Annotated in this window: 26 protein-coding genes and 2 tRNA genes; 12 read left to right on the top strand and 16 right to left on the bottom strand. The window is 68.2% G+C overall.

Annotated elements, in window-relative coordinates:
• Positions 1-24 precede the first annotated feature (24 nt).
• The 8 genes from CMV14_RS12265 to CMV14_RS27400 all read right to left on the bottom strand — a co-directional run bounded on the left by CMV14_RS12265 (position 25) and on the right by CMV14_RS27400 (position 7,505).
• On the bottom strand, positions 25-2,091 hold the full coding sequence (locus CMV14_RS12265) for a protein-disulfide reductase DsbD family protein (protein ID WP_066959178.1): 2,067 nt from the start codon (positions 2,089-2,091) through the stop codon (positions 25-27).
• On the bottom strand, positions 2,078-2,797 hold the full coding sequence (gene gspN, locus CMV14_RS12260; protein WP_066959175.1) for a type II secretion system protein N: 720 nt from the start codon (positions 2,795-2,797) through the stop codon (positions 2,078-2,080). Before gspN ends, CMV14_RS12265 begins: the two co-directional genes overlap by 14 nt.
• 36 nt (positions 2,798-2,833) lie before the next feature.
• Positions 2,834-3,220 (bottom strand): DUF983 domain-containing protein, encoded by a 387-nt coding sequence (locus CMV14_RS12255; RefSeq protein ID WP_096367721.1) that lies wholly within the window; start codon positions 3,218-3,220, stop codon positions 2,834-2,836.
• 67 nt (positions 3,221-3,287) lie between these two features.
• A complete protein-coding gene (locus CMV14_RS12250) occupies positions 3,288-4,538 on the bottom strand; it encodes an MFS transporter (RefSeq protein ID WP_139114665.1) in 1,251 nt (416 codons plus the stop codon).
• 2 nt (positions 4,539-4,540) lie between these two features.
• Positions 4,541-5,671 carry a CaiB/BaiF CoA transferase family protein gene (locus CMV14_RS12245; RefSeq protein ID WP_066959163.1) on the bottom strand — a complete coding sequence of 377 codons (1,131 nt, stop codon included), beginning with the start codon at positions 5,669-5,671 and terminating at the stop codon, positions 4,541-4,543.
• 18 nt (positions 5,672-5,689) lie between these two features.
• Entirely contained in the window at positions 5,690-6,127 is a 438-nt protein-coding gene (locus CMV14_RS12240) for a cupin domain-containing protein (protein ID WP_066959161.1), read from the bottom strand.
• Positions 6,128-6,146: 19 nt separating this feature from the next.
• Positions 6,147-7,250 carry an LLM class flavin-dependent oxidoreductase gene (locus CMV14_RS12235; RefSeq protein ID WP_066959159.1) on the bottom strand — a complete coding sequence of 368 codons (1,104 nt, stop codon included), beginning with the start codon at positions 7,248-7,250 and terminating at the stop codon, positions 6,147-6,149.
• Positions 7,251-7,382: 132 nt separating this feature from the next.
• On the bottom strand, positions 7,383-7,505 hold the full coding sequence (locus CMV14_RS27400) for a hypothetical protein (protein ID WP_255250147.1): 123 nt from the start codon (positions 7,503-7,505) through the stop codon (positions 7,383-7,385).
• A 152-nt stretch (positions 7,506-7,657) separates the two neighbouring features.
• Between CMV14_RS27400 and CMV14_RS12230 the strand changes: the two genes are divergently transcribed.
• From CMV14_RS12230 to CMV14_RS12220, 3 genes are all read left to right on the top strand, one after another.
• A tRNA-Gly gene (locus CMV14_RS12230) sits at positions 7,658-7,731 on the top strand.
• A gap of 20 nt (positions 7,732-7,751) precedes the next feature.
• Entirely contained in the window at positions 7,752-7,958 is a 207-nt protein-coding gene (locus tag CMV14_RS12225; protein ID WP_066959157.1) for a DUF1737 domain-containing protein, read from the top strand.
• Between the two features lie 52 nt (positions 7,959-8,010).
• Positions 8,011-8,087 (top strand) — tRNA-Arg (locus CMV14_RS12220).
• 16 nt (positions 8,088-8,103) lie between these two features.
• On the opposite strand, the gene CMV14_RS12215 is transcribed toward CMV14_RS12220, so the two are convergent.
• From CMV14_RS12215 to CMV14_RS12200, 4 genes are read right to left on the bottom strand one after another with little or no spacing between them, the layout of a single operon-like run.
• Positions 8,104-8,586, bottom strand: a complete 483-nt coding sequence (locus tag CMV14_RS12215) for a DUF1178 family protein (protein ID WP_066959155.1) — start codon at positions 8,584-8,586, stop codon at positions 8,104-8,106.
• Positions 8,583-9,410, bottom strand: coding sequence for a carbon-nitrogen hydrolase family protein (locus CMV14_RS12210; protein ID WP_066959154.1), 828 nt, complete (start codon positions 9,408-9,410; stop codon positions 8,583-8,585). The genes CMV14_RS12215 and CMV14_RS12210 overlap by 4 nt, the downstream gene beginning before the upstream one ends.
• Entirely contained in the window at positions 9,410-9,667 is a 258-nt protein-coding gene (gene grxC, locus CMV14_RS12205; RefSeq protein ID WP_066959153.1) for a glutaredoxin 3, read from the bottom strand. The genes CMV14_RS12210 and grxC overlap by 1 nt, the downstream gene beginning before the upstream one ends.
• A 51-nt stretch (positions 9,668-9,718) precedes the next feature.
• Complete coding sequence (locus CMV14_RS12200) at positions 9,719-10,471, bottom strand: ComF family protein (RefSeq protein WP_066959152.1); 753 nt, start codon at positions 10,469-10,471, stop codon at positions 9,719-9,721.
• Between the two features lie 42 nt (positions 10,472-10,513).
• Between CMV14_RS12200 and CMV14_RS12195 the strand changes: the two genes are divergently transcribed.
• From CMV14_RS12195 to CMV14_RS12185, 3 genes are all read left to right on the top strand, one after another.
• The gene (locus CMV14_RS12195) at positions 10,514-11,374 is read left to right on the top strand and encodes a class I SAM-dependent methyltransferase (RefSeq protein ID WP_066959151.1); all 861 of its coding nucleotides are present in this window, start codon (positions 10,514-10,516) and stop codon (positions 11,372-11,374) included.
• A gap of 224 nt (positions 11,375-11,598) precedes the next feature.
• Positions 11,599-13,140 (top strand): 2-isopropylmalate synthase, encoded by a 1,542-nt coding sequence (locus tag CMV14_RS12190; RefSeq protein WP_066959150.1) that lies wholly within the window; start codon positions 11,599-11,601, stop codon positions 13,138-13,140.
• Positions 13,141-13,283: 143 nt separating this feature from the next.
• Positions 13,284-14,210 carry a DMT family transporter gene (locus tag CMV14_RS12185; RefSeq protein WP_066959149.1) on the top strand — a complete coding sequence of 309 codons (927 nt, stop codon included), beginning with the start codon at positions 13,284-13,286 and terminating at the stop codon, positions 14,208-14,210.
• A gap of 116 nt (positions 14,211-14,326) precedes the next feature.
• Here CMV14_RS12185 and CMV14_RS12180 read toward each other — a convergent pair whose 3' ends face one another.
• Both CMV14_RS12180 and CMV14_RS12175 read right to left on the bottom strand, forming a co-directional pair.
• The gene (locus CMV14_RS12180; RefSeq protein WP_066959148.1) at positions 14,327-15,082 is read right to left on the bottom strand and encodes a molybdopterin-binding protein; all 756 of its coding nucleotides are present in this window, start codon (positions 15,080-15,082) and stop codon (positions 14,327-14,329) included.
• Positions 15,079-15,918 (bottom strand): cytochrome b/b6 domain-containing protein, encoded by an 840-nt coding sequence (locus CMV14_RS12175; RefSeq protein WP_066959147.1) that lies wholly within the window; start codon positions 15,916-15,918, stop codon positions 15,079-15,081. The genes CMV14_RS12180 and CMV14_RS12175 overlap by 4 nt, the downstream gene beginning before the upstream one ends.
• A gap of 131 nt (positions 15,919-16,049) precedes the next feature.
• Between CMV14_RS12175 and CMV14_RS12170 the strand changes: the two genes are divergently transcribed.
• Positions 16,050-16,370, top strand: coding sequence for a PilZ domain-containing protein (locus CMV14_RS12170; RefSeq protein WP_066959146.1), 321 nt, complete (start codon positions 16,050-16,052; stop codon positions 16,368-16,370).
• Positions 16,371-16,590: 220 nt separating this feature from the next.
• Here CMV14_RS12170 and hrcA read toward each other — a convergent pair whose 3' ends face one another.
• Positions 16,591-17,619, bottom strand: coding sequence for a heat-inducible transcriptional repressor HrcA (gene hrcA, locus CMV14_RS12165; RefSeq protein WP_066959145.1), 1,029 nt, complete (start codon positions 17,617-17,619; stop codon positions 16,591-16,593).
• 112 nt (positions 17,620-17,731) lie between these two features.
• Between hrcA and rph the strand changes: the two genes are divergently transcribed.
• From rph to hemW, 3 genes are read left to right on the top strand one after another with little or no spacing between them, the layout of a single operon-like run.
• Positions 17,732-18,448: a ribonuclease PH gene (rph, locus tag CMV14_RS12160; protein ID WP_066959144.1), complete on the top strand. Its 717-nt coding sequence runs from the start codon at positions 17,732-17,734 to the stop codon at positions 18,446-18,448.
• Positions 18,445-19,083, top strand: a complete 639-nt coding sequence (gene rdgB / locus CMV14_RS12155; RefSeq protein ID WP_066959143.1) for an RdgB/HAM1 family non-canonical purine NTP pyrophosphatase — start codon at positions 18,445-18,447, stop codon at positions 19,081-19,083. The genes rph and rdgB overlap by 4 nt, the downstream gene beginning before the upstream one ends.
• A gap of 56 nt (positions 19,084-19,139) precedes the next feature.
• A complete protein-coding gene (gene hemW / locus CMV14_RS12150) occupies positions 19,140-20,336 on the top strand; it encodes a radical SAM family heme chaperone HemW (protein WP_083215654.1) in 1,197 nt (398 codons plus the stop codon).
• Positions 20,337-20,655: 319 nt separating this feature from the next.
• Here the strand turns inward: hemW and CMV14_RS12145 are convergent, their stop codons facing one another.
• Positions 20,656-21,843 carry a penicillin-binding protein activator gene (locus CMV14_RS12145; protein ID WP_066959142.1) on the bottom strand — a complete coding sequence of 396 codons (1,188 nt, stop codon included), beginning with the start codon at positions 21,841-21,843 and terminating at the stop codon, positions 20,656-20,658.
• 12 nt (positions 21,844-21,855) lie between these two features.
• On the opposite strand from CMV14_RS12145, the gene rsmI reads away from it, so the two are divergent.
• Together rsmI and CMV14_RS12135 are read left to right on the top strand one after the other, a co-directional pair.
• On the top strand, positions 21,856-22,737 hold the full coding sequence (gene rsmI, locus CMV14_RS12140) for a 16S rRNA (cytidine(1402)-2'-O)-methyltransferase (protein WP_066959141.1): 882 nt from the start codon (positions 21,856-21,858) through the stop codon (positions 22,735-22,737).
• Positions 22,734-23,084 carry a YraN family protein gene (locus tag CMV14_RS12135; RefSeq protein ID WP_066959140.1) on the top strand — a complete coding sequence of 117 codons (351 nt, stop codon included), beginning with the start codon at positions 22,734-22,736 and terminating at the stop codon, positions 23,082-23,084. Before rsmI ends, CMV14_RS12135 begins: the two co-directional genes overlap by 4 nt.
• The last annotated feature ends 112 nt before the right edge of the window (positions 23,085-23,196 follow it).

The raw sequence follows: 23,196 nt of genomic DNA, 5'->3' as shown, positions 1-23,196 counted from the left end.
CAAGTTCAGCATGACGGGGCTTTTCTAAGCGGCCAGTCCGGTCAGCAGGCGGGGCGTCAACAGCTGTGGCAGGGTCTCGATGCGGCCATCGCGATGATAGAACAGGTAGAGCGGAACGCCCGACCGTCCCTGCGCTTCGAGGAAGCGGCCTATCGCGGGGTCGCCATTGGTCCAGTCACCGACCATCACCGCGATACCGGCTTCGGCGAAGGCCTGGCGGACGACGGGCCGCTCGATCGCCGCCTGCTCGTTGACCTTGCAGGTCAGGCACCAGTCGGCGGTGAAATAGAGGAAGACCGGCTTGCGCTCGGTCTGCAGCGCGGCGAGGCGTGCCTCGCTGAACGGCTCGGCGCCCGGAGCGCCGGCCGGCGACGCCGTTGCGGGAGCGGTGGTCGCGGGGGCGAACAGGATCAGCGCGGCCGCCAGCGCGGCGACCGGCAGCAGCGGCGCCCAGCTGTGGCGCTTGCCCCGCGCCTGTCGCGCCCCGACCCACCATAGCGCCAGCCCGAGCAACAGCGCCGCGCCCAGGCCGACGACAAGCTGGTCCACCCCGACCTGGCGCCCCAACACCCAGGCCAGCCCCAGCGCGGTCAGGAACATCGGCACCGCCAGGATATGGCGCAGCCGTTCCATCCAGGCCCCCGGCTTCGGCAGCAGGCGGCGCAGCGCGGGAATGAATCCGATCGCCAGGAAGGGCAAGGCGAGGCCGAAGCCCAGCCCGGCGAATATCGCGACGGCGCCCACCGGCGGCAACAGCAGCGCCGCGCCGACCGCGCCGGCCATGAACGGGCCGCTGCAAGGCGTCGCGATCAGCGCGGCGAGCACGCCGGTCCAGAAGGCCGGCGTTGCGCCCTGCCCGCGCGTCAGCGCCTCGCCAAGGCCGATCGCGCGCAGCTCGAACAGGCCGGCAAGGTTGAGGCTGATCGCAGTGACGAGCAGCAGCAGCGCGAACACCATGCGCGGATCCTGCAGCTGGAAGCCCCAGCCCGCCGCCGCGCCGCCCGCGCGCAGGGCAAGCAGGGCGAGCGCCAGCGCGACGCAGCTGAGGATCACGCCCCCGGCATAGGCCACGGCCTCGATCCGCGCCTGCCGATCGGTCTCCCCGCTGCGCGCGAGGCTGAGCGCCTTGAGGCTGAGGATCGGGAAGACGCAGGGCATCAGGTTGAGCAGCACCCCGCCGAGCAGCGCGCCGCCCAGCGCGAGCGCGAAGGTCCGCCATCCGCCGCCCGGCGCATCCTGGCCCGCCGCGACGATCGGCACGCCCGCCGCCGGAACCTTGCCGGGCCGCGCGGTGAGCGCGAGGCCGCGATCCGGGCCGATCGCGATCACCCCGTCGATCGCAGCGCCGGGCCGGCCCAGCGCCGACGCCTTCATCTCGACGATCAGCCGGTCGCCTTTGCGGCTGATCGCCTGGGGCGCGGCATAGTCGATCACGCCGTCGGTTGCCGGGTAGAAATAGGGATTGGTGACAGGCCGCCCCTTCGGAAAGGGGATGGCCAGACGGACCTTGCCGCCCTTCGCCTCGAAGCTGGCCGGCTGGCCAAGCGGCAGCGGCAGCCTCGCGCGCCAGCCGTCGAAGCGCGCGCGGCTGGCCGGCGGCACCGCGCCGTCGCCGACGATGAGGTCGATCGCGACCATGCCCTGCTCGGGCACGCAGATGATCGGCGAACAGGCCAGCCAGCGCGCCTTGCCCGCCAGTTTCAGCGGCGTCCCCGGCTTCGCGCCCCGGGGCACGTCGAGGATCATGAGCAGCGCATAGGGCCGCTCATAGACATAGTTCATCAGCCCCTGGACGATGAGCCGCTGCGGCACCGGATAGCGCATCGGCCCGACCTTGACGCCGGCGGGGAGCGTCCAGGCGATATCGGCGGGGGCGCCGGCATCGCCGGGGTTCTGCCAGTAACCATGCCAGTCACGCTCGGGCACCATGCTGAGCGCCAGGGTCACCCTGCTGCCTGGCGCGGGGCGCAGCGTCTCCGCCTCCAGCCGGGCCGCGATATGCGCCGCCTGCGCCGCCGCCGGGCCGAGCAGGACCAGCAGCAGCGCCAGCAGCGCGCGGACCGTCAGGGGCAATATGTCACGCACCGCCACCGCCGATGGTGCGTTCTTCCTCAAAGACATAGCCGTCGATGTCGCGGCGGAAGCCCTTCGCCTGGAGGATCTGTTCGACACGTTCGTTGGTGGGCTTGATGAACATGCGCACCTTGAACTTGTTGGGGGACAGGATGGTGACGGTCTCCTGCTCGCGGCCGCTGGGGCTGGCGAGGTCGAAGGTGAGGTGGCCGTCGCGGCACAGCGCAGGCCCGCTCATCTCGCTCGGCAGGCCGACCATGGGCAGCGCGCCGGACAGATAGGCGCGGACCTCGCCCCGGCCATCGGCGCACTCGCCGCCCGGGAAACGCGCGGTCAGCCCGTCGACGATCAGGGTGACACCACCGATCGGCGGAGGCCCGGCCATCACCGGCATGCCGACCGAAAAGCCTTCCAGCCCGATGCCGCCCAGGCCGAAGCTGAAGCCGCCCTTGAGCCGCGACACCTCATCGGTGCCTTCCATGTTCACGCGGACACGGCCCTTGCTGATGTCGTCGAGCGACATCTTGGTCATGACGTCGCCAAGGTTGATCGTCGCCAGCTTGGCATCGAACATCTGGCCTTCCCAGACATTGCCCTGGATCGTGGACGCCTCGAAACCGGCGCGGCGGAGCTGGAGGACATTGACCGCGGTTTCCAGCGGGATCAGCGGAATCGCGCAGATCACCATCGCGATGCCGATCAGGAACAGCAATATCGTCTTCATCTCATCCCCCCAGAACCTTGCCCCATCCGCGCCCGCTCAACGGCCGCCTGAAAAACCATGCATCCGCCTTGCCCATTGGAAGCCGATCACGGCGCCCTTGGCCGGCTGGATCAGCAGCAGCGCCAGGATCAGCGCCAGCACCGGCCACAGCAGCATCTCCGCCCACATCGGCGGATCGAATCGGAGGTTCATCGCCACCACCGCCGGCACCAGGATATGGCCGAGCGCGAGCACCACCAGATAGGCGGGCATGTCATCGGCCTGGTGGCCGCTCCAGCCCTGGCCACAGGCGGGGCAGTGGCCCACCGGCTTGAGGAAGCGCCCGAACAGCGATGCCTGCCCGCAGGCCGGGCAATGGCCCCGGGTGCCGCGCAGGACCGCCGACCGCAGATCGCGCTCGCCGTTCGAAGTGGGATGCGTCATGGCGCTTCCCATAAAGCCTGATCGTTTGACGGGGAAGCGCTTTGCGTATCCGCCGATCGCGCCCTGGCTACCGCCGGGACGCGGGAGGCTTGCCGAGCGAAAGGGTAAGCGCAGCGGAAATGAGCGCCAGCGGCAAGGCTATCAGGAGGGCGATCCGGTACGAGCCGGTGCCGTCGTAGATCATGCCCGTCAGGGTGGGGCCGAGCCCCGCGCCCAGCGTCACCAGCCCCACGATCACCCCGAACAGGGTGCTGAAGCTGGCCCGGCCCAGGAAGCGCGAGGACAGATAGGCTGCCATCTCCATCTCCGCGCCGGAGCACAGGCCGATGATGATGGCGATCACCAGGGCGAAGGGAATCGAGCCGTCGAACATCAGCAGCAGGCCGAATGCCGTAGCCGGCAGCAGGCAGATCACCGTGCCTACCAGCGTCGGACTGAGCCGATCGAACAGCGATCCGGTCGCCATGCGTCCAAGGAAGGCGGCGGCCCCCATGAGGCCCGCTATCTCCGCGGCGCGGGCGCGCTCCAGCCCCGATGCGCTGAACATCGGCACGAGATGGACGGTAATGCCCATGGTCGTCACGACCAGCAGGAAGCTGGTGAGGCCGATCTTGAGGAACGCCCGCGAGCGCAGCATGGCACCGAGCGGCAGGTCGCCGTTCGTCCCCTCCCCGGCACCACGCGCCTCGATGTCGGCCGGCGGCTGCCCCCTCCGCCGGTCCTGCGCACCATAGAAGAAGAAATAGATCAGCGGGATGCAGACCGCGAGCCAGATCGCGCCGACACCAACATAGGCCGCCCGCCAGCCATAGGCCTCGATCATGTGATTGATCAGGATCGGCCCGGCCATGGTGCTGAGGCCCGCGCCGCACAGGCTGAGCGCCAGCGCGATGCCCCGGCCATGTTCGAAACGGCTGACGATCGCGGTGGTCCACACCGTCGGCTTGACCGTGACGGCGGTCAACGCGACGATCCCCCACATCAGCAGCCAGTTGAATTTCGAGCCGGTGACCGTCGCCAGCAGCGCCAGCGCCGCGCAGAAGAAGAAGGTCCCCGGCAGGCCGACCCGGCGGGGCCCTACCCGGCCGATCAGATAGCCCATCGGCCCGGCCAGCGTCACGCCGATGAAGGCATAGACGGTAAGCCCCGCCGTCACGAAGCCCCGGCTCCATCCGAACTCGGCCTCCACCGGTTCGACGAACAGGCCCATGGTGTAGAAGGGCAGCGCCGTCAGGCTGTTGCCGGCCATCGATGCGAGGACCAGCGGCCAATATCGGCGGAATTCGGCGGTGGCCGAAGCGGGTGCGTCGCTGGCCATGTTCAGGCCATCGCCGCGCAATCGCGCAACCGCGCGATGGCATCCTCGGAAAAGCCCCAGTCGCCCAGCGCCTGCCGGTCATGCTCCCCGACGGCGGGCGGCGGACCCTGGATCGCGCCCGGGGTCCTCGAGAAGCGCGGCGCGGGGGCGGGCTGGATCACCCCATCCCGCTCCACGAAGGTCCCGCGCGCGACATTGTGCGGATAGGCGAAAGCCTCGTCGAAGGTCAGCACCGGCGCGAAGCACACGTCGCTTCCCTCCAGCAGCGCGCACCATTCGGCGCGCGTCCGCCGCGCGAAGATGGCGGCCAGCTTCTCCCGCATCGCGGGCCAGGCATCGGGATTCATGCGGTTGCCGATATCGGGATCGTCGAGCCCGGTCTTTTCCAGCAGCAGCGCATAGAAGGGCGGCTCGAACGACGAGATCGAAATCCATTTGCCGTCCGCACACCGATAGGTGCGGGCGAAATGCGGCCCGCCATCGGCCAGGTTGCTCACCCGTTCGTCCCTCCAGCTCCCCTCGGCGCGGCTGCCGTACCACATGGCCATCAGCGACGCGACGCCGTCGGTGATCGCGGCATCCACCACCTGCCCCTCACCCGTGGCGCGGGCGTGAAAGACCGCCGCCAACACACCGAAGGCGAGATACATCGCCCCGCCGCCCTGATCGCCGACCAGGTTGAGCGGCGGCACCGGCTGGTCGGCGGTGCCGATCGCGTGCAGCGCGCCGGTGACTGCGACGAAATTCAGATCATGCCCGGCCACCTGCGACAGCGGCCCGGTCTGTCCCCACCCCGTGACGCGGCCATAGACGAGCCCGGGATTGGCCTTGAGCGCCACCTCCGGACCGAGGCCGAGGCGCTCCATGACCCCGGGGCGAAAGCCCTCGATCAGCGCATCGGCCCCCGCGATCAACTCCAGACAGGCGGCGACCGCTTCGGGCTTCTTCAGGTCGAAGGCGACCGACCGGCGGCCCCGCGCGGTGGGATCGAATTTCCCGGGCGCGCGGCCGCCCTTCCGATCGATGCGGATCACGTCCGCGCCGAGATCGGACAACAGCATCCCGCAGAAGGGCGCCGGGCCGAGGCCCGCGAACTCGACGACCTTCAATCCGCTGAGCGGCCCCTGACGCATGCCGTCCCTCCTCACCTGCTATCCGTCGAGGCCCAGCATCACGAAGGCGACGAGGCACGGCTGATCCGAGCGGTTCTCCCACGCATGGACGGTGCCGCGCTGGACGACGCTGTCGCCTTGCGCCAGTCGCGCCTCGCTGCCGTCCTCCATCACGAGCCACAGCTCACCGGAGACGACCAGGAAATAGTCGACCGTGCTGGTCACATGCTGCTGGGTGACGAAATTGCCGGGCAGCATCGACAGCATGAAGCGCGCCTCGCCCGCGCCAGGATAGCCAGATCGATCGCGGTCCGGCAGCTCGATATCGATATCCGAAATGGCGAAGGGCGTCGCGGTGGACCAGATCGCCTGCATCTCCGGCCTGCCCGGCCGACCGCCGGTCATAGGCGAGAGTTCGTCCCTTCGCACGATGGTCGCGCGGCCGTCTTCGGCGAGCCCGGTGACGATACGGTTCATATCCCCTCCCGTTGCTGGCTCAGGCGGCGGCCCGGATGGCGGGCATGATCTCCGTCGTGGCGAGGCCGTAGCTGGCGCGGCCGTCGTCGGTGCTCGCCTGTGACGTGACCAGCTGCAGCTTGGTGATGCCCAGCGCGACAATCCGCTTCAGCCGCTCGACCGCGGCGGCGGGATCGCCGATCAGGCCGAAGGCATCGATGAAGTCATCGTCGAGCACCCGCGCCTGGGCGCTGCCGATCATGCCGTGGGCGCGCATGTCGTAATTGCCCGCGAGCCGCTCGAAATTGGCGCGCTGGCCGGCGTCGGCGGGCCCCACCACCTTGTTCGTCATCACCCCGAAGCGCGCCTGGGCGGTGACATAGCCCTCCGCCAGCTTGCGGGCGACCGCCTGGTCGTGGTGCGGAAAGGTCGGGATATGCGCGCCGAAGATGATATCGGCGGGATCGCGCCCGATCCGCGCCAGTTCCTCCTTCGCGACGCCGACCGCCCAGGCGAGCCGCTCCACATCGGCGCCCAGCGCGAAGGTGATATGATCGGCCTGCCGCGCGGCGATCTGGATCACCTTGGGGCCGGTGCAGATCACCTCGACCGGGGGGCGACGGTGGCTGGGCTTGATCCATTTGATCAGGCTGCCCTCGGGCGCGTGGTTCATCGCCAGATCGTCGCCGAACCCGACCCTGGAATTGCGCGCGAGCGCGGTCGCCGCGAGCTCCAGCGGCACCGTCTCGCCCTTCATATAGGCCCGGATCATCTCCAGCGCGGCTTCGAAATCCTTGATCGAGACTGGCGAGCCGCCGCAATAGGCCAGCGGCGAATCCCCACGGCCGATGCCCAGCACGATCCGGTCGCCGGAAATCGCGTTCAGCGTCATCATCGCCGACGCCACGACCGCCGGATGCCGGGTGGAAGGATTGGTGACGCCCGTGCCGAGGCGCAGACGGCTGGTGATCTGGGTGCAGGCCCCCAGCATCGAGACAACCTCGGGATTGACCTGATGCGAGTCCGGAAAGGTCGCGCCGTCCCAGCCATCGGCCTCCAGCATGCGCGCCCGTTCGAAGAAGGCGAAGGGATCGCTGCGATCGAGCGCCGTGAAATTCGTCCAGATCTCGATCGCGTTGGCCATGCCTCTCCTCCGGTGCCTGCCTGACAGGGTGGTCCCGGTCCGAGCGCATCGGAGACGATCTACAGCGCGGCACCCCTGCCGACAATCATTATTTGAACGTAAAATCAAATTATGGCGATGGGGCTGCCACGATCAGCCGAGCAGCCCCAGCGCGCGCGCGATACGGCCTGCGAGCGGCGCAGCGGAACCGGAATGACCGAGCAGCGCGGCGCTGAACCGGTCGGCAACTGTCGAGGCTGTGGGATCCTGGGCCATGGCGTCACTTCTCGGTTCATGGCGGAGAGTATGCGCGCATGAAGATTTCCATCGCCAAGGCGTTCGCGAGTGAGGCGGTTGGCCGGCATCGCGGGAAATTCGCGACGCCATGTTGACCGCGCACCGACGCCTGTGGCAATCGGCATCGCGCCGCGGGTGTAGCTCAATGGTAGAGCAGAAGCTTCCCAAGCTTACGACGAGGGTTCGATTCCCTTCACCCGCTCCAGCTTCCCTCGCGGATATCCCATGCTGATCTACCGCTTCCTCACCGGCGTCGACGACTCCGCCTTCTGCCACAAGGTGACAAAGGCGTTGTCCGAGGGCTGGCAGCTCCACGGATCGCCGAGCTACGCCTTCGATGCGGCCCGGCAGTGCATGGTGGCCGGACAGGCGGTGACCAAGGTGGTGCCCGACCAGCCCTATGATCCCGACCGGAAACTGATCGACTATTGAGCGACGCCACCCGCTGGACATCGCCGTCCGGCGCGATAAGAGAGCAGCGCGCGCCCCGGTAGCTCAGCAGGACAGAGCAACGGTTTCCTAAACCGCAGGTCGGGAGTTCGAGTCTCTCCCGGGGCGCCAAATCCCCCTCAAAACCTCAATTCTCGCTTTTGGGCGGGCGGACCGGCAGCAGCAGCGGGGCGACCGGCACGCCCTCCTCGATCAAGGCCTTTGCCTCCTCGGCGCTGGTCTGGCCGTGGATCGGCCGGGCTTCCTGTTCGCCCAGATGCATCGAACGCGCCTCGTCGGCGAAGCGCTTGCCGACATAGTCCGACCCTTCGAGCATCCTGGCCTGGACCTCGGCCAGCTTGGCCACCATCGCCTTGAACTGCTCCGGCGACGGCAGGTTGGCGGCGGCCGGCACCTCCGCCGGCGCCCCGCCGGGTGCGGGAACAACGGCGTTGCGCTGGTTGCCCTTAGCCGCCACGTTCGGCGCCATCACCGCCTTGTCGACATCGGTCGAGCCGCAATAGGGGCACATCACCAGGCCACGAGCCTTCTGGTCTTCATAATCCGCCGAGGAACCGAACCAGATTTCAAAGACATGACCCTGTTTGCAGCCCACATCGAAGACGATCATGCGCTCACCTCTACCGCGCCGATCGGCCGGCGGTTCTTCAGCGCCGGCACGCGGGCGCGGACATCGGCCAGGCGGGCCATGTCGAGATCGGCGAAGCCGACTCCCTCGCCCTCGCCCATGTCGAGCAGCACTTCGCCCCACGGATCGACCACCAGCGAATGGCCATAGGTGGCGCGGCCATCCTCATGATCGCCCCATTGCGCGGCTGCGACCACGAAGGCGCCCGCCTCGATCGCGCGGGCGCGCAGCAGCACATGCCAATGCGCCTTGCCGGTCGGCACGGTAAAGGCGGCTGGCACCGCCAATATCTCCGCGCCGCCATTGCTGAGCGCGCGATAGAGATCGGGGAAGCGCATGTCGTAGCAGATCGAGAGGCCGATCTTCGCCCAGGGCGTGGCGGCGATCACCACCCGCTCGCCCGGCGCGTAAGCCGCCGATTCGCGCCAGCTCTCCCCCGTCGGCAGATCGACGTCGAACAGGTGAATCTTGTCATAGCGGGCCCGCACGGCACCGCCATCATCGATCATGAAGGCGCGGTTGACGAGCCGCCCATCGGAGCCGCCGGTCTGGGCCAGCGAACCGATGTGCACCCAGATGCCGTGATCGGCGGCGGCCTTGCGGACGGCGGCCAGCACCGGATCGCCCGTTTCGTCGCTCAGGTGCGCGGCGGCACGCTTGCGATTCTGGTCGAGCAGGCCGGACATCTCGGGCGTGAACAGCATCTCCGCCCCGCCCGCCTTCGCACGCGCGACCGCGTCGACCAGAACCGCGGCGTTCGCGGCCGGATCGATCCCGGTCCGGCTCTGGAGCAGGGCAACGCGCATCAGGCGGCGAGCAGCGGATCGAGCTTGCCGGCCCGATCGAGCGCGAACATGTCGTCGCAGCCGCCGATATGCCGGTCGTCGATGAATATCTGCGGCACAGTCGAACCACCGTTCGAACGCTGGAGCATCTCCTCGCGCTTCGGCCCGCCCATGCTGATGTCATATTCCTCGAAGGCGACGCCCTTGGTCTCGAGGAGCGCCTTGGCGCGCGAGCAATAGGGGCAGAAGGCCTTGGTGTAGATTTCGATCCTGGGCATCAATTTCCTATCCTTAGTAGCTGCCCGAAATGTTGTCGGGCGCCGCGAATGTCAACGCGGGACATCCTGATCCGTATCGTCACGCAGCACCCGCGCCCAGCACAGAAGCTCGATCCGCGCCGCTCCCGCACGGCGCAGCGCCTTCGCGCAGGCATTGGCGGTGGCGCCAGTCGTATAGACATCGTCGACCAGCAGCACCGACCGGCCGGCCACCGCCGCCTTGTCGCGCACCGCGAAGGCACCCCGCACCGCACGGGCCCGTCCGTCGCGGCCCAGCCCGCGCAATATCGGCGTCGCCTTCACCCGGACCAGCGCCTCGAGGCCCAGATCATGCTCCGTGCCGCGCGCGATCGCCCGCGCCATCAACGCCGACTGGTTGTAGCCGCGCCGCCATATCCGCCAGCGATGGAGCGGCACCGGCACCAGCAGCCACTCCCCCTCTTGCGGCAGATGGCGGCGCATCGCCGAGGCCATGGTGTGGGCGATACCGGGGCGGCGGCCATATTTGAGCTTGAGCGCCAGCGCGCGGGCGATCGGGCCATAGGCGACGGCGGCGCGCATCGCATCGAAGGCCGGCGGATCGGCATGGCAGGCGCCGCACAGCGCATCCGCGCCGGGATCGAGCTCGAACGGTTCGCCGCAGCGGGCGCAGTGAGGGGGCCCCAGGAAATCGAGCGCCGCCCAGCAGTCGAGGCAGAACTGATGCATGCCGGGGGTCACCACCCCGCAGCCGGGGCAGCGCGGCGGCAGGGCGAAACGCAGCACGCCTTCCCCGATCGCCCGCAAGTGCTGAACGGCCCTCATGCCACCTTGTCACCGGGGAGCCCCGGCGGCACAAGCGCCGCGATGGACGCCCCCGAGATTTTCGACCGCCAATTGCGCCGCCAGCGCCGCGACCGCGCCGCGGCGCGCTTCGGCGAGCATGATTTCCTGATCACGCACATGGCCGACGAACTGGCCGAACGGCTGGCGATGGTGACGCGCGATTTCGGGCGGGTGCTGATCCTGGGCAGCCATGACGGCCGGATCGCCCCGCGCTTCGCCGCGCCCGGACGCCTGATCGTCCAGGCCGATCCGGGCTTCGCCTTCGCCCGGGCGAGCGATGGCGTGCAGTGCGACGAGGATCGCCTGCCCTTCGCCGATGCGAGCTTCGACCTGGTCGTCGCGGTCGGCACGCTCGACACGGTCAATGATCTTCCGGGCGCGCTGACGCTGATCCGCCGCGCGCTGCGGCCTGACGGGCTGTTCCTGGGCGCCTTCGCCGGCGCGGGCAGCCTTGCCTGGCTCAAACAGGCTTTGCTTGCGGCGGATGCAGACGCCAATGGCAGCGTCGCCGCCCGGATCCACCCACAGATCGACGTGCGCTCGGCGGGCGATCTGCTGTCGCGCGCGGGCTTCGCCCTGCAGGTGGCGGACGGGGACCGGCTCGACGTCGGCTATGGCGATCCGATCCGCCTGCTCCACGACCTGCGCGGCATGGCGGCGACCAATATCCTGAACCAGCGCGCCCGCACCGCGCCGGGCCGAGCCTGGCTGGCCGCGCTGTTCGAGCGGTTCGCCGAAGCCGCCGGCCCGGACGGGCGTCTGCGCGAAAGCTTCGAACTGGTCTATCTGTCGGGCTGGGCGCCGAGCCCCGACCAGCCCAAGGCGGCGAAGCGCGGCAGCGCCACGGCGTCGCTGGCGGAGGCGCTGAAGGCAAAGGGGTGAACTGGGCGACGAATGGGGAAATGCGCATTACCCTATGGACTTGATAACCTTTTCACCTGTAAGAGCGCCCCATCATGACGCGGTACATCGCCCTTCTCCTGCTTCGACTTACGCGCCCTTAGGCGCGCGATTTCGCTTGGGGTCGAGAAGGCCCTGCAAGCCACGGCGTCTAAGGGTCCAGAAACGAACCCCGAAATGACCACCCTGCAGCAGGAGCAGGTATCGTGACCAAGACCATCAAGATTTTCGACACCACATTGCGCGACGGCGAGCAGTCTCCCGGCTGCTCGATGAACCTGGAAGAGAAATTGCAGGTCGCCGCGCAGCTGGAGGCGATGGGCGTCGACATCATCGAGGCCGGCTTCGCCATCGCATCGCCCGGCGATTTCGAGGCGGTGTCGGAAGTTGCCCGCCAGTGCAAGACCGCGACCGTCGCTTCACTGGCGCGCGCCGCCACCGCCGACATCGAGCGCGCCTGGGAAGCGGTGCAGCACGCCAAGTCGCCGCGCATCCACACCTTCATCGCCACCTCCCCGCTGCACATGCGGGTGAAGCTCAACAAGACGCCGGACGAGGTGCTGGAGGCGATCGACCGCACCGTGCGGCTGGCTGCCAGCCTGTCCCCCGACGTCGAATGGTCGGCCGAAGACGCGACCCGCACCGAGCCCGATTTCCTGTGCCGCGCGGTGGAGATCGCGATCGCGGCCGGCGCGCGGACGATCAACCTGCCCGACACGGTCGGCTATGCCACTCCGCAGACCTATGGTGCGATGTTCGCCGACGTCATCAACCGGGTGCCGAACGCCGATCTGGCGACCTTCTCCACCCATTGCCATAATGATCTGGGCCTGGCGGTCGCCAACACGCTGGCCGCGATCATGAACGGCGCGGGCCAGGTCGAATCCACGATCAACGGCATCGGCGAGCGCGCCGGCAACGCCGCCGTCGAGGAGATCGCGATGGCGCTGAAGGTGCGTCAGGACGTGATGCCCTATCGCACCAATGTCGTCTCGACCGAGATCACCCGCGCGTCGCGCCTGATCTCGGGCATCACCGGCTTCCAGGTGCAGCCCAACAAGGCGATCGTCGGCGCCAACGCCTTCGCACATGAGAGCGGCATCCACCAGGACGGCATGATCAAGGACAGCTCGACCTATGAGATCATGACGCCCGAGAGCGTCGGCCTCACCCAGTCGAGCCTGGTGATGGGCAAGCATTCGGGCCGGGCCGCCTTCCGCCAGAAGCTGGAGGAACTGGGCTACAGCCTGGGCGACAACGCCTTCCAGGACGCCTTCGGCCGCTTCAAGCAGCTCGCCGACGCCAAGAAGGCCGTCTATGACGAGGACATCGTCGCGCTGGTCGACGACGAGGTGCTGCGCGGGCATGATGCGATCCAGGTCAAGGAGGTCGAGGTCTATTGCGGCTCGAACGGGCCGCAGCGCGCGATCCTGACCCTGGAGGTCGACGGCGAGGACAAGACGGTGACGTCGAAGGGCAACGGCCCGGTCGATGCGCTGTTCAACGCGATCCGCCTGATCGTGCCGCACGACAGCTCGGTGCTGGAGCGCTACGAGGTCCATGCCGTGACGGGCGGCACCGACGCGCAGGCCGAGGTTTCGGTGCTGCTCAGCGAGAATGGCCGCACCACGCGCGGGCGCGGCGCGCACCAGGACACGATGGTCGCCTCCGTCCGTGCCTATGTCAACGCGCTCAACAAGATGATGGTGAAGCGCGGACGGGCTCCGGTGGACGCCAAGGCGGGTTGAACCCGGCTCGCCCACTGTTCGCCCCTCCCGCTTGCGGGAGGGGCGGGGGTGGGCCTCCGGCATCGCGTAAAGAGCGCAGCCCTAACGGGCTGCCTGCCCACCCCTAGCCCCTCCCGCAAGCGGGAGGGGGATTAAGGCGAGCCATGTCCTCTCAATCCCACTCCGCCTCCTGGCGGCTGACCGGCTTCGCGCTCTCCGCGGTCGGCGCGATGCTGTTCGCGATCAAGGGGGTGCTGATCAAGCTGATCTACGCCTATCAGGTGGACACCACCGCATTGCTGGCCGTGCGGATGGCGCTGTCGCTGCCGGTGTTCCTTGCGGTCGGCATCGTCGAATGGCGCCGCCGCCCGGTGGACAGGCGCCCGAATGCGAAGAGCATCGGGCTCGCCGCGCTGGTCGGCATCCTCGGCTATCACCTCTCCTCCTGGCTCGATTTCGAGGGACTTCAGACGCTGGAGGCGCAGACCGAGCGGCTGATCCTGTTCACCTATCCCTTCATGGTGCTGCTGTTCGGCCGGCTGCTGTTCCGGCACCGGATGCGCGCCCATGCGCTGGCCGGCGCGGGTCTCAGCTATGCGGGGCTGATCCTGATGTTCGGCGCCGATCCCGCCCGGCTGACCCCCGCGATGCTGGGCGGCGCGGCGCTGGTGCTGTGCGCGGCGGCGTTCTTCGCGCTCTACCAGCTCTTTGCCCGCGAGCTGATCCTGCGCTGCGGCCCCGCCCTGTTCACCGCGATCGCGATGAGCACGGCCAGCACCACGCTGATCGCACAATATCTTCTCGCGCAGGGGATCGCCATTCCTCCGGCGCCATTGCCCGCCTGGAGCCTGATGGCGGCGCTAGCCCTCTTCTCGACAGTCGTCCCCACCTTCATGATGTCCGCCGGCACCGCCCGGATCGGCGCGCAGGGCACCGCGATCATCTCGACGGTCAGCCCGCTGGTGACGATCGTGCTGGCGATCCTGATCCTCGGCGAGCCGTTCGGATGGCCCGAGGCCGCCGGAACCGCGCTGGTGGTCGGCGGCGTGGGCCTGTTCACCCTGATCGAGAGCAGGCGCCCCCGCGCCTGACGCGTCATGCTGAACTCGATTCAGCATCCATTACCGCAACGCTCCGGCAGAAGAGGTTGGCTGCGCGTCTGGATCCTGACTTCCGTCAGGATGACGGCATGGGGTCGAAAGCCCGTCTAAATCCCCGCATACCAGGCATAATCGTGATAATCCTCCCAATAGCCGCCCTTGCCGCGGCCGATGGAGGCGAGGCTATCGACCGCCTCGATCCGCCGGACATATTTGGCGTGCTTGTAGCCGAGCTGCCGTTCGACCCTGAGGCGCAGCGGCGCGCCGTTGCCCACCGGCAGGAGCTGCCGGTTCAGCCCCCAGGCGAGGATGGTCTGCGGGTGGAAGGCGTCGATCAGGTCGATGCTCTCATAATAATCGGCCTGCGCGTAGCGGTCGGCACAGTGGAAGATCAGGTAGCGCGCATTGCTCCGCAGCCCGGCGGCGTCGAGGAGCCTATGGAGCGGGACGCCGGTCCATTGCCCGATCGCGCTCCAGCCCTCGACGCAGTCATGGCGGGTGATCTGCGTCCGCTGCGGCATCGAGCGGATCTGCGCCATCGACAGCGACAGCGGCCGCGCCACCAGACCGTCGACGAGGAGCCGCCAGTCGGCGAAGCCGGCAAGCCGGTGCGCCTCATAATCGGCGCCGGCGGGCTGGCGCGTGCCGTTGGCGCGGAACACCGGCGACAGATCGGCCAAGCCATATTCGCGGGCGGGCGCGCTGCGGTCGGCGATGATCCGCTGGGCGCGCATCGTCAGCCCCTCGGCGCTCTGGAGCAGCGAGCGCACGCCGGGATTGGCATTGATCCTGTTGCAGCCCGAGAGCAGCAACCCGCCCGCGCCCGCCGCCAGCGATCCGATCAGGCCGCGTCGTGTGATCATTCCGCACGCTCCTTCGGAAGCCGGTATCTGCCCGTGACCATCGAGCGGACCTCGTTGAAGGGCCCCGCGAGCAGCACCATCAGCAGATGGACGAGGATGAACAGCGCGAAGCCGGCCGCGCAGAGGAAATGGATCGACCGGGCCGACTGCCGCCCGCCGAACAGATCGAGCAGCCACGGCCAGGCGGCATTGACGCCGGGCGACATGGTCAGCCCGGTCAGGATCACCAGCGGGATGAGCCCGAAGATGACGGCCAGATAGGCGAGCTTCTGGAGGATGTTGTAGCGCAAGGCCGCAGCCCCTGTGGGGAAGCGCAGCCGGGCGTGCGCCTTGACGTCATGCCAGATATGGCGCGGGTGCAGTTCGCCCCGGCGCGGCAGCAGATCGCGCTGGATATGGCGATTGACCAGCCCGATCGCGGCATAGGCTACGGCACCGATCGCCAGCACCCAGGCAAAGAAGAAATGCCAGAGCCGCGCGTCGGCGAGGCTGTAGCTCGACGGGATCGTGGCCCACCAGGGGAAGGCCTTGCGCCTCACGACACCGTCGCGATCCTTCCACAGGCCGAGCAGGCCGGTGCTGTCGAAACGGGTGTCGCCGATCTGGACGATGCCGCGATCGCCGATCGATCCGATCTGCAGCCAGGCACGGTCATGGTTCGCGCCATATTGACCCCAGTAGAGTCGTGGGTGGGCGTTGAAGATCATCAGCCCGCTCATCAGCATCACGAAGATGGTGAGGGCATTGATCCAGTGCCAGATGCGGGTCGAGAGCCGGTGTCGACGCACCAGATCGCCGCCGCGCGGGGCCTGCCCGCCTGCTTCGCCGTCGCTCATGCGGCACAGCCTAGCACGACCGGTGGCGCTACGGAAAATCCACCGTTCACTTCTGCTCTTAGGGGTTTGTTAGCGATAATCGGGGATGATTGCCGCGTCGCAACGAGTCTGATTCTGGGAAATGGACGCCCATGGCCTTCGCCGGTGAACAGCAAAACGAAGATGCGCGCCGCTATGGCCGCCACCGCATCATGCTTGCCGCCACCTTCTACTCGGTCCATGGCGAGGCGAATGGCGTGCTGCTCGACGTGTCGCAGGGCGGCGCGATGCTCAGCGCCTCGCCACCGCCGCCGGTCGGCTGCCGGCTGCTGCTCGAACGGCAGAATTTCGATGTGCCCGGCGTGGTCCGCTGGGTCGAGGGCAACCGCTTCGGCGTCCAGTTCGAAGAGATGATCAGCGAGGATGAGGTGCTCGGCCTCGTCTCGAAGAGCGGCCCCAACAACGACCGCTGAAAACAATCGGATTGCCGTCATTCCAGCGAAAGCAGGGCCTTCGCGTACCAAGCGTCCGCGCCCAACATTCGTCATCCTCGCGGATGCGGGGATCCATAACCCCTTCGCCCAAGAGGTTCGAGCTTCAGAGAATATGGATTCCCGCCTTCGGCATGTAGCCGAAGTTTATCCTGAGCGCCTGCCTTGCAGGCAGTCGAAGGGCGGGAATGACGCCGGAAAGCTACGTCATCATCCGGGTCAGCGCCTGGGCGGTGAAATCGACCATTGGCACGATCCGCGCATAGTTGAGCCGGGTCGGCCCGATCACGCCGACGACGCCGACGACGCGCCCGTCGCCGCCACGATAGGGCGCGGCGATTACCGATGAGCCCGACAGCGAGAACAGCTTGTTCTCCGCGCCGATGAAGATCTTGATCCCCTGCCCGCCCCGCGCGCTGTCGAGCAGCCGGGCGATCTCCTCCTTGCCCTCGATCTCATCGAGCAGCTGGCGAACCCGCTCCAGATCGGCGACGGCGCCGGGGTCGATCAGATTGGCCTGGCCGCGCACGATCAGCACGGGCCGCGCGCTGCCGTCCTGCGACCAGACCGCCAGCCCCTGCGCCACCAGCGAAGCTGCAGCAGCGTCGAGCGCGGCACGCCCCTTGCCCAGTTCGGCCTCGATCCGGGCCTTCGCCTCGCTCAGGGTGAGACCGGCGAGCCGATCGCTGATGAAATTGCCGGCCTCGACCAGCGCCGAGGGCGGGACATCGGCCGGAATGTCCACCACGCGGTTCTCGACGCTGCCGTCCTGGCCGACCAGCACCGCCACCGCCTGCTCGCGCGACAGCGGCACGAAGCTGAACTGGCGCAGCACCATTTCGTGCGGCGGCACCAGCACGATGCCGGCGCAGGCCGACAGGCCCGACAGGACCGCACTGGTCTGCGCCAGCGCCTCCTCGATCGGCCCGCCGCGCGCGGCGCGCGCCTCGATCGCGGCACGCTCCTCGGGCGAAGGCTCGGCGGTCTGCATCATGCCGTCCACGAACAGCCGCAGGCCCGTCTGGGTCGGCATCCGCCCGGCCGAGGTGTGCGGCGCGGCGAGCAGGCCCAGCTCCTCCAGGTCCTGCATCACGTTGCGGATCGAGGCGGGCGACAGGTTCAGCCCGGCCAGCTTGGAGATGGTGCGCGACCCGACAGGCTGCCCCGTGCCGAGATAGCTTTCGACGACGACGCGGAACACCTCGCGGGCGCGGCTCGACATTTCGGACATGGGCGATACGTTCACGCCCCAGAGATAGTGAAGCGATGCCGCCTGCTCAACAGGCTTCCAACTTGCGACCGGCACGCCTAAGGAACCCGCCACACAGCAAAGAGGAACATCCATGCGCCCATCCGGCCGCACGCCCGATCAGATGCGGGCGATCAGCATCGAAACCGGCTACACCGCCCATGCCGAGGGCTCCGTGCTCATCAGCTTCGGCGACACCAAGGTGCTCGTCACCGCTTCGGTCGAGGAGAAGGTGCCGCCCTTCCTGCGCGGCAAAGGCCAGGGCTGGGTCACCGCCGAATATGGCATGCTGCCCCGCGCCACCCACACGCGCAGCAGCCGCGAGGCGGCCAAGGGCAAGCAATCGGGCCGCACCCAGGAAATCCAGCGCCTGATCGGCCGCTCGCTGCGCGCGGTGGTCGACATGGCCAAGCTCGGCGAGCGCCAGATCGTGATCGACTGCGACGTGATCCAGGCCGATGGCGGCACCCGCACCGCATCGATATCGGGCGGCTGGGTGGCGCTGCGTCTGGCAGTCGACAAGCTGATCGCGTCGGGCGCGATCGCCGAGGACCCTATCACCGCGCAGGTCGCGGCGGTCTCCTGCGGCATCCATGAGGGAACCCCGGTGCTCGACCTCGATTATATCGAGGATTCGAGCGCGCATGCCGACGCCAATTTCGTGCTGCTCGACAATGGCAACATCGCCGAGGCGCAGGCGACCGCTGAGGGCGCGACCTATGACGAGGAAGCCTTGCTGAGACTGCTCCGCCTGGCCCGCATCGGCTGCGGCGAGATATTCGCCGCGCAGCGCAAGGCCGTCGGCCGGTGACAGAGCGAGACTCGCACGGCCTGCTCCACCGCAAGCTCGGGCCGGGCAAGCTCGTCATCGCCAGCCATAACAAGGGCAAGCTCAGGGAAATCGGCGAACTGCTGGCGCCCTACGGGATCGATACGGTCTCCGCCGGCGCGCTGGGCGTGCCCGAGCCCGAGGAGACCGGCACCAGCTTCGTCGCCAATGCCGAGCTGAAGGCGCGCTTCTCGGCCGACCTGACCGGCCTGCCCGCGCTCGCCGACGACAGCGGCCTGTGCGTCGAAGCGCTGGGCGGCGAGCCCGGCATCTTCTCGGCACGCTGGGCCGAGCTGGAGGACGGCAGCCGCGACTTCATGGAAGGAATGCGTCGCGTCCACGCCCGCATGCAGGAAGCCGGCGAAGGGGCCGGGCATGACGCCCATTTCGTCTGCGCACTGGCGCTCGCCTGGCCGGACGGCCATATCGAGAGCTTCGAGGGGCGGGTCGACGGGATCATCACCTGGCCGCCGCGCGGCAACCGGGGCTTCGGCTATGATCCGATCTTCCAGCCCCTGGGCCATGGCATCAGCTTCGGCGAGATGGAGCCCAAGGCGAAGCACGCAATGAGCCACCGGGCGGACGCCTTCGCAAAGCTGGTGAGCGCGGTTTTCTGACCTCCCCTCCCTTTCAAGGGAGGGGATTGAAGGGTGGGTGAGGCGCGGGAGACGATATGCAGGATAGCTCGCTGCCGCTCGCCACCCACCCCCCGGCCCCCTCCCTTGAAAGGGAGGGAGAGATCGCGCTCTACATCCACTGGCCGTTCTGCGTCTCGAAATGCCCCTATTGCGACTTCAACAGCCATGTCCGCGAAAGCGTGGACCAGGCCGCATGGCGCGCCGCGCTGCTCAAGGACCTCGCTTATGAGGCGGAACAGCTGCCGGGCCGCCGGTTGACTTCGATCTTCGTCGGCGGCGGCACGCCGTCGCTGATGCCGCCCGGGACGGTCGCCGCCCTGATCGACGCCGCCGCCGGGCATTGGGCGGTCGATCCCGGCATCGAGATCACGCTGGAGGCCAATCCCTCCTCGGTCGAGGCGGCACGCTTCGGCGACATCGCGAAGGCCGGGGTCAACCGCATTTCGCTGGGCCTCCAGGCGCTCGACGATATGATGCTGCACTGGCTGGGCCGCGCGCATGACGTGCGCGAGGGACTGGCCGCGCTCGATACCGCCCAGGCCGCCTTCGCGCGGGTCAGCTTCGACCTGATCTATGCGCTGCCCGATCAGACCCCGGAGGCCTGGGAAACCGAACTGCGCCGCGCACTCGGCTTCGGGACCGAGCATCTCTCGCTCTATCAGCTCACCATCGAACCGGGCACGCAGTTCGCCGCCCGCTTCGCCAAGGGCGAACTGGCCCCACTCGATCCGGATCTGGCCGCCGAACTGTTCGAGCGGACCCGCGCGATCACCGCATCCGCCGGGCTGCCCGCCTATGAGATATCGAACCACGCCCGGCCCGGAGCCGAGAGCCGGCACAACCTGACCTATTGGCGCTATGGCAGCTATGCCGGGATCGGGCCGGGCGCGCATGGCCGGCGCGGCGGCTTGGCGACGGTGCGCCGAAAGAAGCCGGAGAACTGGCTGGCGCGGGTCGACGCCAATGGCCACGGCATCGAGCAGGAGGACACCCTGCCCGCCGAAGCCCGCGCCCAGGAAGCGCTGCTGATGGGGCTGCGGCTGACCGAAGGCGTCGACCTCGCCCGGATCGCCGCTATCAGCGGCATTGCGGTGCAGCAGCTTCTGTCACAGCCGGCGCTCGCCCGCCTGGAACGGCAGGCGCTGATCGCCCGGAGCGGCGACAGGGTGCGCGTGGAGGAAGCCGGCATGCTGCTGCTGGACGCCATCCTGCCCGAAATCATCGCCGTCTGAGCAGGCGGTTCAGTAAAATGCACTTTAACGATTGCATTTGGCGCAACCGTAAAGGCTGATTGCGAAATTGCCCTTGCCGCACCTGCGAAGTAAATATTGCTGCATCGCACAACAACGATGCGATGCACAAGAAACATTTATTCGCAGGGGTATATCATGCGGTACTTTGAAGGAGCGACCTCGCTGTTCTTCGCAGTCGCAGCGCAGACTCTGGCCGTCAGCCTGGTCTTCGCGCTCTAACCATCGCACGCACCGGACGCCGCACTCATGCGGCGCCCGGGCGAGCGATCGGATCTTTCGGCGGCCTCGGGCCGCTTTTTTATTGCTCGGTGAAATTGCTCGGCGCGGGCGAGACATTCCTGACCCCGGCCGGGTTCGCCTCGTCCACTTCCAGCGCGCGCTGCGCCACGCCATTCGGGCCGAACCTGAACGCACCGTCGACGCCGACGAAACCGTCCTCGTCGCGCAGGCGATCGGCGGGGAAGCGCTCCCCCATTTTCCAGTCGCGGGCGATCTTCACCACCAGCAGCATCGAATCATAGCCCAGGCTGGCAAGCCGGAACGGCGCCTTGCCGAACTGGCGGCGATAGGCGGTCGCCAATGTGCGATAGCGCGCGTCCGACACGCTGGCGAACCAGGCGCCGGCCAGCACGGGCGATGTCAGCGCGCTCGGCTCGGCCGCCCATAATTCGGTGCCGAGCACCCGCGCCTGCTGGTTCGACATCCTGCGGATCAGCGGCACCGCGCTGATCGCGAGCCGGGCATTGTCGGCAATCAGCACGCCTTCATAGCCCTGCTGGCTGCGGCCGAGATCGGCGACCGCGCGTTGCAGCGACTTCGCATTGCGCTCGTAGCTTTTCATCGCAACCAGATTGGCGTCGGCGCTCTCGACCGAACGGATGATCGCGGTCGAAGCGTTGCGGCCGTAGACCCCGCTCGGCACCAGCGCTGCAAAGCGCTTGATCCCTTTGCCCTTGGCATAATGGACCACGCGGTCGATCGACTGGGCCGGCGAGAAGCCCATCACGAAAAGCCCGTTGCCGGCCACTGCCGCGTCGTTGGAGTAGGATATGACGGGCACGCCGGCCTTGCGCGCGGCCGCCGCAATCGCGACGGCATCCTCGGACAGCAGCGGGCCGAGGAACAGCCGGTTGCCATCAGCCAGCGCCCGCGTGGCGGCAGCGGCGGCGCCCAGGGCGGTGTCGTAAGTCGTCATCCGCACCGATTTGTTGCCGGTATCGATCAGCGCCATGGTGGCGGCATTGGCGATCGACTGGCCGACCGCCGCGTTCGAACCGGTCAACGGCACCAGCAGCGCAACGCGATGCCGCGCCTGATCCGACGGCAGCGTCCCGCTATCGGGCTTCTCGACCGGCGGCGGCGGTGCAACCGGGCCCGGCTTGCCCTTCGGCACGACGGTGCAGTTCGCCAGCAGCAGCGACAGTCCGACCATGGCCCAGATACGGAATGAACTGCGCGGTTGCCTGTAAGCGGGAGCCTCTGCCATCTACTCTACCTTATGAACCCATCTGCCGATCATGCCGCCGCCGACGCCGAAGCCCCGGAACAGCCCTTGCCCCCGGGCCTGTATATCGTCGCCACGCCGATCGGCAACTTGGGCGATCTCTCGCCCCGCGCCGCATCGGTGCTGTCCCGCGTCGAAACGATCGCGGTCGAGGATAGCCGGGTCACGGCGAAGCTGTTGCAGCGGATCGGCATCCGCCGCCCGATGACACCCTATCATGACCATAATGCGGACAAGGTGCGCCCCGGCCTGATCGCGCGCATGGCATCGGGACCGGTGGCGCTCGTATCCGACGCCGGCACGCCGCTGATCTCCGATCCCGGCTACAAGCTGGTGCGCGACGCCCGCGCCGCCGGGATCGCCATCACCACCATCCCCGGCCCCTGCGCGGCGATCGCGGCGCTGACCCTTGCGGGCCTGCCGACCGACCGTTTCTTCTTCCTCGGCTTCCTGCCGTCCAAGGAGAAGGCCCGCGCCGAGGCCATCGCCGAAGTGGCCGCGATCAAGGCGACGCTGATCCTCTACGAATCCGGCCCGCGCCTGGGCGCCACGCTCAAGGCGCTGGCCCAGGGCCTCGGCGACCGCGAGGCGGCGGTGGTGCGCGAGATCAGCAAGACCTTCGAGGAAAGCGTCGCAGCCCCCCTGCCCGACCTTGCCGCGCGCTATGCCGATCTGGCGCCCAAGGGCGAGATCGTCGTGATCGTCGGCCCGCCGGGCGAGCAGGCGGCCACCGATCCCAGCGATGCCGAGGGACTGCTGCGGGTCGCGCTGGCCCATATGCCGGCGGCCAAGGCGGCGGGCGAGGTAGCGCGCGCGACCGGCCTCAACCGCCGTGATCTCTACGCCAGGGCGCTGGCGATCAAGGACGCGGATTGAACCGCCGCCGCGCCGAGCGAGAAGGACGAACCGGCGAGCGCATCGCCGCCTGGTGGCTGCGGCTTCACGGCTGGCACATCGCCGGCGAGCGGGTCCGCACCCGGCGCGGCGAGGTCGACATCGTCGCGCGGCGCGGACGGACACTCGCCTTCGTCGAGGTCAAGACCCGCCGAGATGGGGCTGCGCTCGACATCGCGATCGACGACTATCGGCTGCGTCGGGTCATCGATGCCGCCGAGGCGCTGCTGCCCCGCTACGGCAGGGGCGCGCAGGAGATACGGATCGACGTGATGCTGATACGGCCGTGGCGGCTGCCGGTGCATCTTAAGAATGTGTGGCATGGGTAGAGCCATTCCATTCTTCGTCGCCGCTGACGTGATCCGGCATGACGGTAATGGACGTGCTCCATTGCACCGCTTCACCGCACTCTCTAGTTAGGCCCCCGAAACCATCGGAGCC

The organism is Rhizorhabdus dicambivorans, assembly GCF_002355275.1.
Taxonomy (GTDB): domain Bacteria; phylum Pseudomonadota; class Alphaproteobacteria; order Sphingomonadales; family Sphingomonadaceae; genus Rhizorhabdus; species Rhizorhabdus dicambivorans.
Note: the sequence above shows the minus strand (reverse complement) of the source record. Positions and strands in the feature narration are given on the sequence as shown.

Bases quoted from the DNA above. Each gene is read 5' to 3' on its own strand.
- rph (WP_066959144.1), top strand. From the start codon at position 17,732: ATGCGCCCATCCGGCCGCACGCCCGATCAGATGCGGGCGATCAGCATC.
- CMV14_RS12255 (WP_096367721.1), bottom strand. From the start codon at position 3,220: ATGACGCATCCCACTTCGAACGGCGAGCGCGATCTGCGGTCGGCGGTC.
- gspN (WP_066959175.1), bottom strand. From the start codon at position 2,797: ATGAAGACGATATTGCTGTTCCTGATCGGCATCGCGATGGTGATCTGC.
- CMV14_RS12185 (WP_066959149.1), top strand. From the start codon at position 13,284: ATGTCCTCTCAATCCCACTCCGCCTCCTGGCGGCTGACCGGCTTCGCG.
- CMV14_RS12235 (WP_066959159.1), bottom strand. From the start codon at position 7,250: ATGGCCAACGCGATCGAGATCTGGACGAATTTCACGGCGCTCGATCGC.
- CMV14_RS12215 (WP_066959155.1), bottom strand. From the start codon at position 8,586: ATGATCGTCTTCGATGTGGGCTGCAAACAGGGTCATGTCTTTGAAATC.
- CMV14_RS12210 (WP_066959154.1), bottom strand. From the start codon at position 9,410: ATGCGCGTTGCCCTGCTCCAGAGCCGGACCGGGATCGATCCGGCCGCG.
- CMV14_RS27400 (WP_255250147.1), bottom strand. From the start codon at position 7,505: ATGGCCCAGGATCCCACAGCCTCGACAGTTGCCGACCGGTTCAGCGCC.
- CMV14_RS12175 (WP_066959147.1), bottom strand. From the start codon at position 15,918: ATGAGCGACGGCGAAGCAGGCGGGCAGGCCCCGCGCGGCGGCGATCTG.
- CMV14_RS12225 (WP_066959157.1), top strand. From the start codon at position 7,752: ATGCTGATCTACCGCTTCCTCACCGGCGTCGACGACTCCGCCTTCTGC.
- grxC (WP_066959153.1), bottom strand. From the start codon at position 9,667: ATGCCCAGGATCGAAATCTACACCAAGGCCTTCTGCCCCTATTGCTCG.
- CMV14_RS12200 (WP_066959152.1), bottom strand. From the start codon at position 10,471: ATGAGGGCCGTTCAGCACTTGCGGGCGATCGGGGAAGGCGTGCTGCGT.
- CMV14_RS12145 (WP_066959142.1), bottom strand. From the start codon at position 21,843: ATGGCAGAGGCTCCCGCTTACAGGCAACCGCGCAGTTCATTCCGTATC.
- hrcA (WP_066959145.1), bottom strand. From the start codon at position 17,619: ATGTCCGAAATGTCGAGCCGCGCCCGCGAGGTGTTCCGCGTCGTCGTC.
- CMV14_RS12195 (WP_066959151.1), top strand. From the start codon at position 10,514: ATGGACGCCCCCGAGATTTTCGACCGCCAATTGCGCCGCCAGCGCCGC.
- CMV14_RS12245 (WP_066959163.1), bottom strand. From the start codon at position 5,671: ATGCGTCAGGGGCCGCTCAGCGGATTGAAGGTCGTCGAGTTCGCGGGC.
- hemW (WP_083215654.1), top strand. From the start codon at position 19,140: ATGCAGGATAGCTCGCTGCCGCTCGCCACCCACCCCCCGGCCCCCTCC.
- rsmI (WP_066959141.1), top strand. From the start codon at position 21,856: ATGAACCCATCTGCCGATCATGCCGCCGCCGACGCCGAAGCCCCGGAA.
- CMV14_RS12250 (WP_139114665.1), bottom strand. From the start codon at position 4,538: ATGGCCAGCGACGCACCCGCTTCGGCCACCGCCGAATTCCGCCGATAT.
- CMV14_RS12240 (WP_066959161.1), bottom strand. From the start codon at position 6,127: ATGAACCGTATCGTCACCGGGCTCGCCGAAGACGGCCGCGCGACCATC.
- CMV14_RS12180 (WP_066959148.1), bottom strand. From the start codon at position 15,082: ATGATCACACGACGCGGCCTGATCGGATCGCTGGCGGCGGGCGCGGGC.
- CMV14_RS12170 (WP_066959146.1), top strand. From the start codon at position 16,050: ATGGCCTTCGCCGGTGAACAGCAAAACGAAGATGCGCGCCGCTATGGC.